Origin of the sequence: Pseudomonas idahonensis (assembly GCF_037903935.1) — a bacterium.
Lineage (GTDB): Bacteria > Pseudomonadota > Gammaproteobacteria > Pseudomonadales > Pseudomonadaceae > Aquipseudomonas > Aquipseudomonas danubii.
Genome location: NZ_CP149586.1, coordinates 4,044,896 through 4,061,479 on the forward strand (window position 1 = coordinate 4,044,896; position 16,584 = coordinate 4,061,479).

Annotated in this window: 10 protein-coding genes; 3 read left to right on the plus strand and 7 right to left on the minus strand. The window is 65.8% G+C overall.

Translation table 11 applies throughout. The features are described from left to right. The first annotated feature begins 77 nt into the window (after positions 1-77). Complete coding sequence (locus tag WIN67_RS18370) at positions 78-5,306, plus strand: putative Ig domain-containing protein (protein ID WP_339069800.1); 5,229 nt, start codon at positions 78-80, stop codon at positions 5,304-5,306. Between the two features lie 155 nt (positions 5,307-5,461). Here WIN67_RS18370 and WIN67_RS18375 read toward each other — a convergent pair whose 3' ends face one another. From WIN67_RS18375 to WIN67_RS18405, 7 genes are all read right to left on the minus strand, one after another. After that, positions 5,462-6,874, minus strand: coding sequence for an aspartate aminotransferase family protein (locus tag WIN67_RS18375; protein WP_102863080.1), 1,413 nt, complete (start codon positions 6,872-6,874; stop codon positions 5,462-5,464). A gap of 2 nt (positions 6,875-6,876) precedes the next feature. Continuing rightward, the gene (locus WIN67_RS18380) at positions 6,877-8,325 is read right to left on the minus strand and encodes an APC family permease (protein ID WP_339069801.1); all 1,449 of its coding nucleotides are present in this window, start codon (positions 8,323-8,325) and stop codon (positions 6,877-6,879) included. A 108-nt stretch (positions 8,326-8,433) separates the two neighbouring features. Further along, positions 8,434-9,924 carry an aldehyde dehydrogenase gene (locus WIN67_RS18385; RefSeq protein WP_339069802.1) on the minus strand — a complete coding sequence of 497 codons (1,491 nt, stop codon included), beginning with the start codon at positions 9,922-9,924 and terminating at the stop codon, positions 8,434-8,436. Positions 9,925-10,145: 221 nt separating this feature from the next. Further along, positions 10,146-11,309 carry an acetylornithine deacetylase gene (gene argE, locus WIN67_RS18390; protein WP_339069803.1) on the minus strand — a complete coding sequence of 388 codons (1,164 nt, stop codon included), beginning with the start codon at positions 11,307-11,309 and terminating at the stop codon, positions 10,146-10,148. Next, the gene (locus WIN67_RS18395) at positions 11,302-11,979 is read right to left on the minus strand and encodes a DUF1028 domain-containing protein (RefSeq protein WP_102863076.1); all 678 of its coding nucleotides are present in this window, start codon (positions 11,977-11,979) and stop codon (positions 11,302-11,304) included. The genes argE and WIN67_RS18395 overlap by 8 nt, the downstream gene beginning before the upstream one ends. Positions 11,980-12,049: 70 nt before the next feature. Continuing rightward, entirely contained in the window at positions 12,050-12,460 is a 411-nt protein-coding gene (locus WIN67_RS18400; protein ID WP_011061806.1) for a RidA family protein, read from the minus strand. Continuing rightward, positions 12,460-13,785: a flavin-containing monooxygenase gene (locus tag WIN67_RS18405; protein WP_253085367.1), complete on the minus strand. Its 1,326-nt coding sequence runs from the start codon at positions 13,783-13,785 to the stop codon at positions 12,460-12,462. Before WIN67_RS18405 ends, WIN67_RS18400 begins: the two co-directional genes overlap by 1 nt. A gap of 352 nt (positions 13,786-14,137) precedes the next feature. On the opposite strand from WIN67_RS18405, the gene WIN67_RS18410 reads away from it, so the two are divergent. Continuing rightward, complete coding sequence (locus WIN67_RS18410) at positions 14,138-15,235, plus strand: carboxynorspermidine decarboxylase (RefSeq protein ID WP_102863074.1); 1,098 nt, start codon at positions 14,138-14,140, stop codon at positions 15,233-15,235. 29 nt (positions 15,236-15,264) lie between these two features. Continuing rightward, complete coding sequence (locus tag WIN67_RS18415) at positions 15,265-16,509, plus strand: saccharopine dehydrogenase family protein (protein WP_102863073.1); 1,245 nt, start codon at positions 15,265-15,267, stop codon at positions 16,507-16,509. Positions 16,510-16,584: the final 75 nt, after the last annotated feature.

A 16,584-nucleotide genomic window follows, 5' to 3' on the forward strand; every position in this document is an offset into this window, starting at 1 on the left:
GTGCTGTAACCGCTGGACCTTTATTAACACTTACGCTGGACACGACCCTCAAACCGGTCGCAAGGCAGGAAGCCCTCATGAGAACACCGCTGACCGCGCCAGGTAACTGGCTGACACGCCCGCTGATTTCACTGTTTCTGTTGCTGGTCATGCTGAGCATGAGCAGCCAGGCCATGGCGGTTGCCCCCGTGATCACCAACCCGGCCTCCGGCAGCACCTTGCCCACCATCGCGGTGGGTCAGAGCATGAGCATCACCATCAGCTCTGTCGGCGGCACCATGCCCCTGGACCGCTGGGTGGAGTGCGACGCCAACGATCCGGACTACGATGGTGTGACCCCCTGCCTGCCACCGGGCCTGATCCTCGATGCGTCCCCCGGCAACGCGACCACGGTGTTGCACGGCACCCCGACCACCGCCGGTAACTACACCTTCAGCATCACCCTCAATGACGGCAACAACGATGGCGGGGTCGCCACCTACAACCTGCTGGTCACCAGCTCCGCGACTCCGACCCTGACCTCGGTCACCCCGAACACCGGCAGCACCGCAGGCGCCACCTCCGTCACCCTTACCGGCACCAATTTTACCGGCGCCACAGCGGTGAGCTTTGGCGGGACAGCCGCCACCGGTTACATCGTCAACAACGCCACCACCATCACCGCCACCACCCCGGCCCATGCTGCAGGTGCGGTCAACGTTGCAGTCACCACACCGGGGGGCAGCGCCACCCTGACCAATGGCTATACCTACACCGTGCCGGCCCCTACCGTCGGCCCGGTCAGCGCCACGGTGGCGGCCAACAGCAGCGCCAACCCGATCACCCTAAGCCTCAGCGGCGGCGCGGCCACCAGCGTCGCCGTGGCCAGCGCGGCCAGCCATGGCACCGCCACCGCCAGCGGCACCAGCATCACCTACACCCCGACCGCCGGTTTCTCCGGTTCCGACAGTTTTACCTACACCGCCACCAACACCAGCGGCACTTCCAGCCCGGCCACGGTGACCATCACCGTCACCCCGCCGACCCTGGCGATAACGCCGACGACGCTGCCCGACGGCACCCAGGGCGCAGCCTACAGCCAGACCCTGAGCGCCACCGGCGGTACCGCGCCGTACACCTACGCGATCAGCGCCGGCAGCTTGCCGGCCGGCCTGAGCCTGAACACCAGCACAGGCGTGATCAGCGGCACGCCGAGCGCCAGTGGTACCAGCAACCTGACCGTCACCGCCACTGACGCCAACAGCGCCACCGGTTCCCGCGCCTACAGCCTGGTGATCAACGGCCTGGCGCCGGTTGCCAACGCCGTCAGCGCCACCGTCGCGGCCAACAGCAGCGCCAACCCGATCACTTTGAACATCACCGGCGGCGCTGCCACCAGTGTCGCCGTCGCCAGCGCGGCCAGCCATGGCACCGCCACCGCCAGTGGCACCAGCATCACCTACACCCCGACCGCCGGTTTCTCCGGTTCCGACAGCTTCACCTACACCGCCACCAACGCCAGCGGCACTTCCAGCCCGGCCACGGTGACCATCACCGTCAGCGCGCCGAGCATCGTCCTGAGCCCCGGCTCCCTGAGCAACGGCACCGTCGGCACGGCCTACAACGCCAGCCTCAGTGCTTCCGGCGGCGCCGCGCCCTACAGCTACGCCATCACCGCCGGCACTCTGCCAACCGGCCTGAGCCTGAACACCAGCACCGGTGCAATCAGCGGTACGCCGAGCGCTAGCGGCACCTTCAACCTGACCGTCACCGCCACCGACGCCAACAGCGCCACCGGCTCCCAGGCCTACTCCATCACCATCGGCGCCCAGGCACCGGTGGCAGGCGCCGTCAGCGCCACGGTGGCGGCCAACAGCAGCGCCAACCCGATCACCCTCAACCTCAGCGGCGGCGCGGCCACCAGCGTCGCCGTGGCCAGCGCGGCCAGCCATGGCACCGCCACCGCCAGCGGCACCAGCATCACCTACACCCCGACCGCCGGTTTCTCCGGTTCCGACAGTTTTACCTACACCGCCACCAACGCCAGCGGCACTTCCAGCCCGGCCACGGTGACCATCACCGTCACCCCGCCGACCCTGGCGATAACGCCGACGACGCTGCCCGACGGCACCCAGGGCGCAGCCTACAGCCAGACCCTGAGCGCCACCGGCGGTACCGCGCCGTACACCTACGCGATCAGCGCCGGCAGCTTGCCGGCCGGCCTGAGCCTGAACACCAGCACAGGCGTGATCAGCGGCACGCCGAGCGCCAGTGGCACCAACAACCTGACCGTCACCGCCACTGACGCCAACAGCGCCACCGGTTCCCGCGCCTACAGTCTGGTGATCAACGGCCTGGCGCCGGTTGCCAACGCCGTCAGCGCCACCGTCGCGGCCAACAGCAGCGCCAACCCGATCACTTTGAACATCACCGGCGGCGCGGCCACCAGTGTCGCCGTGGCCAGTGCAGCCAGCCATGGCACCGCCACCGCCAGCGGCACCAGCATCACCTACACCCCGACTGCCGGTTTCTCCGGTTCCGACAGCTTCACCTACACCGCCACCAACGCCAGCGGCACTTCCAGCCCGGCCACGGTGACCATCACCGTCAGCGCGCCGAGCATCGTCCTCAGCCCCGGCTCCCTGAGCAACGGCACCGTCGGCACGGCCTACAGCGCCAGCCTCAGTGCTTCCGGCGGCGCCGCGCCCTACAGCTACGCCATCACCGCCGGCACTCTGCCAACCGGTCTGAGCCTGAACACCAGCACCGGTGCAATCAGCGGTACGCCGAGCGCCAGCGGCACCTTCAACCTGACCATCACCGCCACTGACGCCAACAGCGCCACCGGCTCCCAGGCCTACTCCATCACCATCGGCGCCCAGGCACCGGTGGCAGGCGCCGTCAGCGCCACGGTGGCGGCCAACAGCAGCGCCAACCCGATCACTCTCAACCTCAGCGGTGGCGCTGCCACCAGTGTCGCCGTGGCCAGTGCAGCCAGCCATGGCACCGCCACCGCCAGCGGCACCAGCATCACCTACACCCCGACCGCCGGTTTCTCCGGTTCCGACAGTTTCACCTACACCGCCACCAACGCCAGCGGCACTTCCAGCCCGGCCACGGTGACCATCACCGTCAGCGCGCCGAGCATCGTCCTCAGCCCCGGCTCCCTGAGCAACGGCACTGTCGGCACGGCCTACAACGCCAGTCTCAGTGCTTCCGGCGGCGCCGCGCCCTACAGCTACGCCATCACCGCCGGCACTCTGCCAACCGGTCTGAGCCTGAACACCAGCACCGGTGCAATCAGCGGTACGCCGAGCGCCAGCGGCACCTTCAACCTGACCATCACCGCCACTGATGCCAACAGCGCCACCGGCTCCCAGGCCTATTCCATCACCATCGGCGCCCAGGCACCGGTGGCAGGCGCCGTCAGCGCCACGGTCTCGGCCAACAGCAGCGCCAACCCGATCACCCTCAACCTCAGCGGCGGCGCGGCCACCAGCGTGGCCGTGGCCAGTGCAGCCAGCCATGGCACCGCCACCGCCAGCGGCACCAGCATCACCTACACCCCGACCGCCGGCTTCTCCGGCGCCGACAGCTTCACCTACACCGCCACCAACGCCAGCGGCACTTCCAGCCCGGCCACGGTGACCATCACCGTCAGCGCGCCGACCCTGGTGCTGACCCCAGCCTCCCTCGGCGCCGGTACCGCGGGCAGTGCCTACAGCGCGACCCTCAGCGTCTCCGGCGGCACGGCACCCTACAGCTACAGCATCAGCAGCGGCAGCCTGCCGGCGGGCCTGAGCCTGAACACCGCCAGCGGCTTGATCAGCGGTACGCCCAGCACCAGCGGCACTGCCAACCTGACCATCACCGCCACCGATGCCAACGGCGCTACCGGCTCCCAGGCCTACTCGATCACCATCGCCGCGGTGGCAATCAGCGTGCCCGCCTCCAGCCAGATCCTCGCTGCGGGCCAGTCGGCCACCGTCGACCTGACCCAAGGCGCCACCGGCGGTCCATTCACCCAGGCCGTCCTGGGCTCGGTCACCCCGGCCTCGGCCGGCCAGGCGAGGATGATGGGCCCGTTCTCGATGCGCTTCGTACCGTCGGCCGCTTTCGCCGGCACCGCGATCGTCAGCTTCAGCCTGCAAAATGGCAGCGGCTCCAGCGCCTCGAGCACCATCACCTTCACCATCCAGGAACGTTCGGACCCCACCAAGGACGCCGAAGTGATTGGCCTGCTCAACGCCCAGACCCGGGCCGCGGAACGCTTTGCCAGCACCCAGATGGACAACTTCAACCGGCGTCTGGAGCAACTGCACCAGATCAGTTGCGACCGCAATTCGTTCAACGCCAGCCTGCGCAAGGAAGGCCGCGAAGTGCCGCTGGGCGAGATCGCCAAGGCCGTCCAGGACCAACTGGGGGCCTCGGCCAACCAGACCGAGCAGGAAAAACGCGAAGCCGCTGCCGCCCTCAAAGACAATTGCCAACAGGATGCCCTGGCGTTCTGGAGCGACGGCTTCGTCAACGTCGGCTCGACCCACGCACGGGGCGCCCGGGACAACAGCTTTACCACCCTGGGCCTGAGCGCCGGGGTCGACTATCGCCTGTCGCCCACGGCCGTTGCCGGGATCGGTTTCGGCTACGGCAACGACCGCAGTGACATCGGCAAGAACCACACCCGCAGCGACGCGGACGCCATCGGCATCGCCACCTACCTGAGCCTGAACCTGGCCCCGCAGGTGTATGTCGACGGCCTGCTGGGCTACAACCGCATCAGCTTCGACTCACGCCGCTACATCACCGGCAGTGCCGATGACTATGCCCGTGGCTCGCGGGATGCCGACCAGTTGTTCGCCTCCCTGACCGCCAGCTACGAGTACCGCCAGGGTCCGTTGTCGCTGACCCCTTACAGCCGCCTGAATGCCAGCACCACCCGCCTGGACGCCTACCGTGAAAGTGGCGGTGGTATTTATGGCCTGTCCTACGACGAGCAGCGCCAGCAGAACTTCACCTCCTACCTCGGCGTGCGCTCGGGCTACGACCTGATGACCCCTATCGGTGTGGTCACGCCCAAGGTCGGCCTGGCCTGGGGCCACAACTTCAGTAACAGCAGTGACTACAAGATGCGCTACACCGACCAGGGCGACGAAGGCACCCTGTACCGGCTCAAACCCGATGCCCTGGACAGCGATTTCGCCAGCCTGGACATGGGGGTGGACTTCAACCTAGGACGCGCCTGGCAACTGGGCGTCTCGTACAAGACCGCCCTGGGCTCGGACGAACGCAACGACACCTTCCGCCTGGGTCTCAACGGTAAGTTCTGAACCCTGGCCACAGATTAGTGGCCCAGGGCTGAACCCCACAGATGGAAATGGCTCCCCTTGAGCCACGGCAACAAAACAACACCCCGCCAGAGTCCGACTCTGGCGGGGTGTTGTGTTTTAACAGCGCCGACAAGCGCTCGATCCAGCAGCAGTCCTCAGGCCGTCGGCAGTTGCCCGGCCTCGATTTCCTGGGTCGTGCGCTCCACCGCGCGCCGGGTCTTGTCGATCAACTCATCGATATCACCGCGGGTGGCCACCAGGGCCGGGGCCATGATCATGCGCCCGAAGGTCGAGCGAATGATCACGCCTTCTTCGAAGCCCAGGGTGCGACAGCGCCAGGCGATGTCGTTCTCGTTGGCAAAGCGTTTGCGCGTGGCCTTGTCCTCGGCGAACTGCAGGGCCGCCACCAGCCCGGTGCCCTGGATCTCGCCGATCAGCGGATGCTTGCCGAACACTTCGCGCAGGCATTGCTGCAGGTAGGGACCGGTGTCGTTCTTGACCTGGCTCACCACGCCCTCATCGCGCAGGGCCTTGAGGTTGGCGATGGCCACGGCGGCCGCCACCGGGTGCCCGGAGTAGGTCAGGCCATGGGCGAACACCCCGCCCTGCTCCACCAGCACCTGGGCGATGCGTTTGCTCAGCACCAGGCCGCCCATGGGGATGTAGCCCGAGGTCAGGCCCTTGGCGATGGACAGGGTATCGGGCTCGAAACCGAAGTGCTGGTGGGCGAACCATTCGCCAGTACGGCCGAAACCACCGATCACTTCGTCGGCACACAGCAGCACGTCGTACTGGCGACAGATGCGCTGGATCTCCGGCCAGTAGCTGTCCGGCGGGAAGATCATGCCGCCCGCGCCCTGGAACGGCTCGGCGATGAAACCAGCGACGTTCTCGGCCCCCAGTTCGAGGATCTTCTCCTCCAGCTGGCGGGCGCAGCGCAGACCGAATTCGGCGGGCGTCAGGTTGCCTTCGTGGGCGAACCAGTAAGGCTCGTCGATATGCGCCACGTCCGGGATCAAGCCACCCATGTCGTGCATGAACTTCATCCCGCCCAGGGCGGTGGCCGCCAGGGTCGAGCCGTGATAGCCGTTCCAGCGGCCGATCATCACCTTCTTCTGTGGCTGGCCGAGGATCTGCCAGTAGCGGCGCACGCTACGGATCAGCACCTCGTTGGCCTCGGAACCGGAGTTGGTGTAGATGGCGTGGCTGTAGTGCCCCGGCAGCAGGCTGAACAGCAACTCCGACAGCTCCACCACCGCCGGGTGGGTGGTGTGGAAGAACATGTTGTAGTACGGCAGCTGTTCCAGCTGGGCGCTGGCGGCGGCCGCCAGGTCCTTGCGGCCGTAGCCGAGGTTGGTGCACCACAGGCCGGACATGCCGTCCAGGTAGCGCTTGCCGTCGTTGTCCCACAGGTGCAGGCCCTGGCCGCGGACGATGACCCGCGGGCCTTCGGCGTTCAGCGCCTTCTGGTCGAGAAAGGCATGGATATGGTGCGCGGCGTCGGCGGCCTGGTAGTCCTGGGTACTGCGTTGCGGGGCGTTGTCTGGCTGAGGGTTGGAAGCACTCATGGTCATTCTCCTGCACGGCAAGTGGGTTCAAGGGAAGAGGTTGCAGCGGGCCCCGGTTCGAGGGGCAACAGCGGCTCGGGAACAAACAGTGGCTTGCGCATCACCAGCTTGATCCAGAGCACGGCAATCACCGAGATCACCCCGAGCACCACCCCGGCGCTGCCGAAGATCCGCGCGGTCATCTGCGGCGACGGTGAGACGTGATAGATCGCAAACAGCATGCCGACGATGCCCAGCACCTGGGGCCAGGGGTAGAAGGGTGAACGGAACGGCCGTGGCGCCTCGGGGTAGCGACGCCGCAGGGCGATCACGTCGATGTGCACGATGATGTAGGCCAAGAGCCAGGCCAGGGCCGCGGCCAACAGCAGCAGGCTGATGGAATCCGGGTCCTGGCCCAGCAGCAGGATCGGCAGGCCCGTGAGGGCGGCAATGAACAGCACCGCCACCCAGGGCGTACGGGTGCGCGGACTCAGGCGCTTGAACTGGGGAAAGGCCTGGCCGTTCTGAGCCATGCCGTAGAGCATGCGCGGCAGCGCCGCCAGGGACGAATTGACCGTGCTGCAGGTCGCGGTGATCACCGCGCCCACCAGGAACAGCTTGCCGGCCTCACCGAACACCGAGGTGGCGAAAAGGAAATGCGGCAGCGGGTTGCTCGCCAGTTGCTCCCGGGGAATGCACAGCAGTGCGCCGAGGCAATACAGAGTGATCACCAGGAAAATGATGCTCAGGCCAATGATCATCGAGCGCGGGATATTGCGTTCCGGGTTGCGGGTTTCCTCCACCAGCGGGCAGACGAACTCGGCACCGACAAAGCCCCAGATGGCCATCGCCGCCAACGCCAGCGCCCCCACTTCCATGGGGTTCCAGCCCTGATCCAGCGGCAGTTGCAGATCCGCCTGCGCGCTGCCGATGGCGCCCAGGCCCAGGGTCAGCAGAATCACCACCATCACCACCGCCAGGACCGTCTGCAGCTTGGCGAAGACGTCAATGCCCAGCAGATTGAGCAAGGTGAAGGTGCCCAGCACGCCATAGGCCACCAGCATCGGCGGCAGCGCGCCGGGGTAGACCTTGCCGATGATCAGGTCCAGGAGCAGCAGTTCGGCGGACAGGGCGAACATCGCCACCACCATGTAGCCGGAGAAGGTGGCGAGGATCGCCGGGAAGTCCCCGATGGCCACTTCGGTGTAGCTGCTCAAGCTGCCGGCCCGAGGCACCATCAACGCCAGCTCGGAAAAGGACAGCGCGTAGGTCAGGGCCATCAGATAGGCCAGCAGCAGGGGCATGAAGAAGCCCAGCCCGGCCATCCCCGCCCCTTGCAGCATCAGCACCATCACCCCCTGGGACACCACCAGGCCGACGGCCACCGAGACCAGCGAACCCAGGCCCAGGACCCGGCGCAAACCGCCGCGTTGCAAGGGGCTTGCGGCCCCGATGGAGACACTTGCAGTCATGGCACACACTCCGCTTTTTATTGTTGTGGGCCTGCCGCCGAAGCGGCAGGTAAAGACGCGCTTTGACGGCGCGGCACTGGACCTGGCGAGCAGGTCGCAAGGCATGGCTCAGCGCAACTGGAACCAGGTGGTTTTCAGTTGGGTGTACTTGTCGAAAGCGTGCAGCGACAGGTCGCGACCAAACCCCGATTGCCGGCCGCCGCCAAAAGGCACGGTGACGTCCAGGGCGTCCACGGTGTTCACCGACACGGTGCCGGCCCGCAGCTGCCGGGCCACCCGGTGGGCACGGTTGAGGTCATCGCTCCACAACGACGCCGCCAGGCCATAGACGCTGTCGTTGGCCAGCGCTACTGCTTGTTCCTCATGGTCAAAGGGGGTCACCGCCAGCACTGGGCCAAACAGTTCTTCGCGGAACAGGGTCATCTGGCGATCCACGCCAGTGAAAATGGTCGGTTCGATGTAGTTGTCGCTGCCATCGATGATCAGTTGCCGGCCGCCGCACGCCAGCTCGGCGCCCTGCTCCCGGGCGCCCTTGATATAGCCCATGACGCTGGCGGTCTGGCGGGCATCGACCATGGCCCCGGCACGGCTGGCCGGGTCCAGGGGATTGCCCGGCCGCCAGTCCCGAGCCTTGGCTTGCAGGCGTTCGACGAACTGGTCATGAATGCTGCGTTCCACCAGCAGCCGCGAGTTGGCCGAACACACCTCGCCCTGGTTGAAGAAGATGCCAAAGGCGGCCTTCTCGGCGGCCAGGTCCAGGTCCTGGCAGTCGGCGAACACCAGGTTCGGGCTCTTGCCGCCACATTCCAGCCAGACCTGCTTGAGGTTGGATTGGGCCGAGTACTGCATGAAGTACTTGCCCACTTCGGTGGAGCCGGTGAACACCAGGCAATCCACATCCGGGTGCAGGCCCAGGGCCCGACCGGCCTCGACGCCCAGGCCCGGCACCACGTTGAGCACCCCTTCCGGCACCCCGGCCTCGAGGGCCAATTCGGCCAGGCGCAGGGCCGAGAACGGCGACTGCTCGGCGGGCTTGAGCACCACCGAGTTGCCCACCGCCAGGGCCGGTGCCAGCTTCCAGGCCGCCATGTCCAGGGGGAAGTTCCAGGGCACCACGGCGCCGATCACCCCCAAGGCTTCACGGCTGATGCTGGCGTGGCTGTTGCGGGCGCCGGGGGCCACCTGATCGTAGAGCTTGTCGACGCTTTCGGCGTACCAGGCGAAGACGTTGGCGGCGCCGGGCACGTCAATGTTCCAGGCATCCATCACCGGTTTGCCCATGTTCAGGGATTCCAGCAGGGCCAGTTCCTCGCGGTGGGCGAGCATCAGCTCGGCCAGACGCAGCAGCACCTTCTTGCGTTCCACCGGGGCCATGCGCGCCCAGGGCCCCTGGTCGAAGGCCCGGCGCGCGGCGGCCACCGCCAGGTCCACCTCGGCGGCGCCACAGGCGCTGACCCGGGCCAAGCGTTGATTGGTGGCGGGGTTGATGGCATCGAACGTGGCGCCGGACTGGGCGGACAACCGTTGGCCGCCGATCAGCGCCTGGTCAATGAATGTTTGCCGGGCAGCTCGCTGCTGCCAGTAACCGAGATCGAACACGCTGCACTCCCTCGTCGACCGTTGTAACGGCCTGGTTGTTAGGTAGGTAGGGAGGATGGTGCGTCACCGCGAGCGAGAGGAAAAATACTAAAAATATGCTCCGGCACCATGAAAAAGCTCTGTAGCCAAGGCCCTGGGCCGGGCCGCACAAACGCCAACGCCCAGGCCATCCGGGAGATGGCCTGGGGCGTGAAACGGAGCCCGTCAACCGCTGGGCAAGGTCAGGTCGGACGCTCCAGCCAATCCCCCAGGCGTAGCAGCATGGCGTCGCAGGCGTGCAACTGCTCAAGGCTGATGAACTCGTCCGGCTTGTGCCCCTGGTCCATGCTGCCCGGGCCACAGACCACCGTGGGGATACCGGCCTGATGAAACAGCCCGCCCTCGGTGCCGAACGCCACAGTGCCGAACGCCCGCGAACCACTGAGCAGCGCCAGCAGTTCGGCGGCTTCGCTGTCGGCGGCGGTGGCCAGCCCGGGGTAGGCGCTCAAGGGTTGCAGGGCGATCCCGGTGTCGGCCTGTACCGCCTGCATCTGCGGCAGCAATTGGTCTTGGGCATAACGCTGCAGTTCATCCACCACGGCCTGGGCATCGAACTCCGGCAGGGTGCGCACCTCGAAATCGAACTCGCAGTCCGCCGGCACGATGTTCAGCGCCCGGCCGCCCTTGATGGTGCCGGTCTGCACCGTGGAGAACGGCGGATCGAAGCGCGGGTCGTGGTGTTCGGGACGGGCCAGTTGGCCGCCGATCTCCCCCAGCTTGCCGATCAGCCGCGCCGCGTACTCGATGGCGTTGACCCCATACGGCGCATAGGCTGAATGACAGGCCGCGCCACGCACCTGGCAACGCATGGCCAGCTTGCCCTTGTGGCCCAGCACCGGGCGCAGTTCGGTGGGCTCGCCGATCAGGCACAGCAGCGGCTTGTGCGGGCGCTGCTGTAATCGTTCGAGCATCGGCCGCACGCCCAGGCAGCCCACCTCCTCGTCATAGGAAAAGGCCAGGTGGATCGGTATGCGCAGCTCTCGCCGGACCAAGCCCGGCACCGCCGCCAGCACCGAGGCGATAAAGCCCTTCATGTCGGCGGTGCCACGGCCGTACAGGCGCCCTTCCCGCTCGTTCAAGACAAACGGCTCGACGCTCCAGGCCTGGCCATCCACCGGCACCACGTCGGTGTGCCCGGACAGCACCACACCGCTGCGATCGCTGGGACCGATGCTGGCAAACAGATTGGCCTTGGTGCGCTGCGGGTTGTAGATCAGCTCGCTGTCCACCCCATGACTCATCAGGTAGTAGCGGATAAAACCGATCAGCTCCAGGTTGGAGTCGCGGCTGACTGTGGCAAACCCCACCAGCCGCGCCAGCAGCTCGCGGCTCGAATGCTCACTCATTGCCCGGCACTCCGTAGCTGGGCGCCGCCGTGGGGTCCAGGGCCCGGGTCAGGTAGTCCTGCATCTGCGGCCGATAGGCCTGCCAGAGGCCGGCCAACTGACCGATGGGGTCTTCATCGGCCCAGTCCACCCGCAGGTCGACGATGGGCCAGGTCAGGTCATCCACCACGCTCAGCGCCGCCGAATGCACCGGCCCCGCCTCGCCCCCGGCAGCCATGGCCGCGTGCATGGCCGCCAACAGACGCTCGACGAGAATGCCCGGCGTCTGTTCGAACGCCTCGACCATGGCCTCGATCACTCCTGTGCCCGCCAGCAGGTTGCCGGCGGCCACGCATTGTTCGCCCGCCAGCGCGTTGTGCAGACCCAGGGCTTGCTGGCCACTGAACAGCGCTGTGCGCCCCTGGCCGTCGATCACCGTCACCTGGCGGTACTGGCTCCAGCCGTTGCTGCCCAGGGCCTTGTCCAGGGCCGTGCCGGGATCGAGCTTGTGGTTCTCCAGCAGGTCGAGAATCTGCGGCCCCAGGGCCGGCAGGGTCACGTTCTGGGTGGCCACCGCCCCCACTCCCGCTCGCACCCAGGGGCAACGAGCGCCGACGGCGATGCTCGACGAACTGATGGCAATGCCCAACTGGCCGGTTTCGGCACAGCGGCCAACGATGGAAAAAGTCATGGCAACTCCTTGGCCCACTGGGCCTGCATGGACGCTCGACTCGGCGCCGCTGGAAACAACCGCACAGGGGTCACTCGGGAATGACCGCGATCACGTCGATTTCCATCAGCCACTGCGGCTGGCCGAGGGCCGAGACCACCAGGCCAGTGGAAATCGGGAATACGCCCTTGAGCCACTTGCCCACCTCCTGATAGACCGGCTCGCGATAACGCGGGTCGGTGAGGTAGGTGGTGGTCTTGACGATATGGGACAGGTCGCTGCCGGCTTCTTCCAGCAGTTGCTTGACGTTTTTCATCGCCTGTTCGGCCTGGGCTCGCGGGTCGCCGAGGCCCACCAGCCGACCGTCGAAATCAGTGCCGACCTGACCGCGCACGTACACCGTGTTGCCGGCACGCACCGCCTGGCACAGGTCATTGTCCAGGGACTGGTTGGGATAGGTGTCCTTGGTGTTGAACATGCGAATACGGGTATGAGTAGGCATCAGTGGGCTCCCACGCTGTCGAGGTTGTGGATCGGTGTCTCTGGTTGCGCTGAAGTCTGCGTCGAGGACTGCCGGGCTTGGCTGTAGGCCAGGTATTTGCGCTGGGTCGCGATGTGATCGGCGACGTGCTTGGCGTCGTGCCAGACGCCCCAGATAAAGGAGGAACCCCGACGCGACAGCCAGGGCAGGCCGAGGAAATAGACCCCGGGCTCGCGGGACACACCGCGCTGGTGCAGGGGCTTGCCCTGTTCGCTGAAGGTGTCCACCTGCAGCCAGGAAAAGTCCACGGCATAGCCGGTGGCCCAGATGATCGAGGTGATCCCCGCCTCCAGCAGGTCCAGCTCCAGGATCGGCTGCTTCACGCACTGCGGATCAGGGACACGCTGCCGAGCCTCGGGCTCCGGCGGCAGGTCGAGGCCGTTGCGGGCGATATAGGCATCGGCCGCGTCCAGCAGCGCCAGGTAGTTCTCGTCGCCTCGGGCCAGGTTGTCCACCAGGTCCGCCCGGAAGGTCACCCGTTCACCGTCGAAGGCCTGGGTCAGCCCCACCAGGGTGATGCCTTGATGGGCCAGGGCGCGGAAGTCGATGGTCTGGCCGCCGCGGGCACCACTGACAGCAATGGTCACGTGCTCCCGGCCCGGTTTGGCAATCTCCGCATCCCACTCCCCCAGCACCCCGAGCCACCAGCAGAAGTCCCGGCCACGGTAGGCCCGCGGCGGACGGTCATGGGCCCCCACCGACAGGTAGACCTGGCGCCCCGCTCGCTGCAGCTCATCGGCGATCTGCACGCCGGAGGAACCCGCCCCCACCACCAGCACCGCACCCGCCGGCAGTTGCTGCGGATTGCGGTAGGCGGCGGAATGGATCTGCTCAACCCGTGCATCCTTGGGCGCAATCGGCGGAATCACCGGGCGCTGGAAAGGTCCGGTGGCGGCCACCACGCGCTGGGCCTGGATCACCCCCTCGGAGGTCTCGACGGTGAAGCCGGGGCGTCCGACATTGCGCTGCACCTTGCGCACTTCCACACCGGTGCGGATCGGTGCATTGAACTGGCGGGCATAGGCCTCGAAGTAGTCCGCCACCTGATCCTTGGCCGGGAAGGCATCGGCAGGGGTATCGAATTCCAGGCCGGGAAAGCGGTCATGCCAGGCCGGCCCGTTGGCCACCAGCGAGTCCCAGCGTCCGGTGCGCCAGGCCTCGGCGATGCGGCTGCGCTCCAGCACCAGATGGGGCACCCCGAGCTTGCTCAGGTGTTCGCTCATGGCCACGCCGGCCTGGCCCGCGCCGACCACCAAGGTATCCACTTGTATTTGTTCTACGGTCATGTGTGTGTCCTTCTGCAAGACGAAGGGCGTCAGCGCAAGCGCTGGACACCTGGTTCAGAACCCGGGTGTGAGTCGGATGCAGCAGATGGTGCGACAGACGTCGGCGAAGGAAAATGACTAAAAATGTGCTCCCTGGATAAGAAAAAACGAGGCAGCACGAGGGCCTGCGGCCACGGATTGCACGAGGCCGGACTGTGATCGGGGACGTACGGGCGTTAACCCGCGGCCATCAGACTGATCAGTTTGGCCGTTCAGATGATTACCCGGCGAAAATGCATTTCCGTGCTTTCGATCTGCAGGCACTGAGGGCACAATGCCTACCTTTTTGGCTGGCCCTGCCGGAGACCCTGAAATGATCAAGACGCCGTACTACCTCATCGACAAGCAGAAGCTTTTGAGCAACATGCAGAAGATCGCCTACGTGCGCGAGCAGTCCGGCGCCAAGGCCCTGCTGGCCCTCAAGTGCTTCGCCACCTGGTCGGTGTTCGACCTGATGCAGCAGTACATGGACGGCACCACCTCCTCGTCGCTGTACGAGCTCAAGCTCGGCCGGCAGAAGTTCGCAGGCGAAACCCATGCCTACAGCGTGGCCTGGGCCGACGATGAGATCGAGGACATGCTCGCCAACTGCGACAAGATCATCTTCAACTCCATCAGCCAGCTGCAGCGCTTTGCCGATGCCTCCAGCGGCAAGGTCCGCGGCCTGCGGGTCAACCCCCAGGTGAGCAGCTCGGACTACCTGCTGGCCGACCCGGCGCGCCCGTTCAGCCGCCTGGGCGAGTGGGACCCGGCGAAGATCGAAGGCGTGATCGAACAGATCTCCGGCTTCATGTTCCACAACAACTGCGAGAACGGCGACTTCGGCCTGTTCGACCAGATGTTGACCACCATCGAAGAGCGCTTCGGCCACCTGCTGCACAAGGTCGAATGGGTCAGCCTCGGCGGCGGCATTCACTTCACCGGCGAGGACTACGCCCTGGACGCCTTCTGCGCGCGCCTCAAGGCTTTCTCCGAGAAGTACGGCGTGCAGGTCTACCTGGAGCCGGGCGAAGCCGCCATCACCCAGAGCGCGTCCCTGGAAGTGACCGTGCTCGACACCCTGTACAACGGCAAGCACCTGGCAGTGGTGGACAGCTCCATCGAAGCCCACATGCTCGACCTGCTGATTTATCGCTTGAACGCCAAGCTGTCACCAAGCACGGGTGAACATACCTACATGGTGTGTGGCAAATCCTGCCTGGCCGGGGACATCTTCGGCGAATACCAATTTGATCGTCCGCTGGCCATCGGCGATCGACTGTCGTTCATCGACGCTGCGGGTTACACCATGGTCAAGAAAAACTGGTTCAACGGTCTGAAAATGCCGTCCATTGTCGTGAAACAACTCGATGGCAGCATCGACGTAGTGCGCGAGTTTGGTTTCGAAGACTACCTGTCCAGCCTTTCCTGAGCGGACAGACACGAGGAGAAGTAAATAAATTGAAGAAGAATGTTCTTATCATTGGTGCAGGAGGTGTCGCCAAGGTGGTGGCCCACAAGTGCGCGCAGCACAACGACGAACTCGGTCGTATTGCTATCGCGTCGCGCAACATCTCCAAATGCCAGGCCATCATCGACAGCGTCAAGGCCAAGGGCAGCCTCAAACAGCCCGCTGAAATAAAAGCCTTCGCCCTCAACGCGCTGGACATCGAAGCGACCAAGGCGCTGATCCGCGAGACCGAGTCGCAGATCGTCATCAACGTCGGCTCCGCGTTCCTCAACATGTCGGTGCTGCGTGCCTGCATCGATACCGGTGTGGCCTACCTGGACACCGCGATCCACGAAGAGCCGGGCAAGATCTGCGAGACCCCACCCTGGTACGGCAACTACGAGTGGAAGCACCTCGAGGAATGCCAGGAGAAGAAAGTCACCGCCATTCTCGGCGTGGGCTTCGATCCGGGCGTGGTCAACGCCTATGCCGCCCTGGCCAAGCAAGAACATTTCGACCGCATTGATTCCATCGACATTCTCGACGTCAATGCCGGTTCCCACGGCAAATACTTCGCCACCAATTTCGACCCGGAAATCAACTTCCGCGAATTCACCGGACAGGTGTGGAGCTGGCAGGACAGCCAGTGGACCAGCAACACCATGTTCGAAGTCAAGCGTACCGACGACCTGCCCGTGGTCGGCTCGCAGAACCTGTACCTGACCGGCCACGACGAAGTGCACTCGCTGTCGAAAAACCTCGACGTGCCCAACGTGCGCTTCTGGATGAGCTTCGGCGAGCACTACATCAACGTGTTTACCGTGCTGCGCAACCTCGGCCTGCTCTCCGAGCAACCGGTCAAGACCGCCGAAGGCCTGGAAGTGGTGCCGCTCAAAGTGGTCAAGGCCGTGCTGCCTGATCCGGCCTCCCTGGCCCCGGGCTACACCGGCAAGACCTGCATCGGTGACCTGGTCAAGGGCACCAAGGATGGCCAGCCGCGCGAAGTCTTCATCTACAACGTGGCTGACCACGAAGAAGCCTACGCCGAGACTGACAGCCAGGGCATTTCCTACACCGCCGGTGTACCGCCAGTGGCTGCCGCCCTGCTGGTCGCCCGTGGCGAGTGGGACGTGCAACGCATGGTCAACGTCGAGGAGCTGGCGGCCAAGCCGTTCCTCAAGGCGCTGGACGTGATGGGCCTGCCGACCCGTATCAAGGACGAGCATGGCGACCGTCCTTGGGACGCCGCCATCTGATCCTGCCCCACCCACAGCGGGCGCCGACCCAGGCGCCCGCTGTTCCCCGCCCTGCAACATTTTTCGTTTGTGCGC

Bases quoted from the DNA above. Each gene is read 5' to 3' on its own strand.
- WIN67_RS18370 (WP_339069800.1), top strand. From the start codon at position 78: ATGAGAACACCGCTGACCGCGCCAGGTAACTGGCTGACACGCCCGCTG.
- WIN67_RS18375 (WP_102863080.1), bottom strand. From the start codon at position 6,874: ATGAGTGCTTCCAACCCTCAGCCAGACAACGCCCCGCAACGCAGTACC.
- WIN67_RS18380 (WP_339069801.1), bottom strand. From the start codon at position 8,325: ATGACTGCAAGTGTCTCCATCGGGGCCGCAAGCCCCTTGCAACGCGGC.
- argE (WP_339069803.1), bottom strand. From the start codon at position 11,309: ATGAGTGAGCATTCGAGCCGCGAGCTGCTGGCGCGGCTGGTGGGGTTT.
- WIN67_RS18395 (WP_102863076.1), bottom strand. From the start codon at position 11,979: ATGACTTTTTCCATCGTTGGCCGCTGTGCCGAAACCGGCCAGTTGGGC.
- WIN67_RS18400 (WP_011061806.1), bottom strand. From the start codon at position 12,460: ATGCCTACTCATACCCGTATTCGCATGTTCAACACCAAGGACACCTAT.
- WIN67_RS18405 (WP_253085367.1), bottom strand. From the start codon at position 13,785: ATGACCGTAGAACAAATACAAGTGGATACCTTGGTGGTCGGCGCGGGC.
- WIN67_RS18410 (WP_102863074.1), top strand. From the start codon at position 14,138: ATGATCAAGACGCCGTACTACCTCATCGACAAGCAGAAGCTTTTGAGC.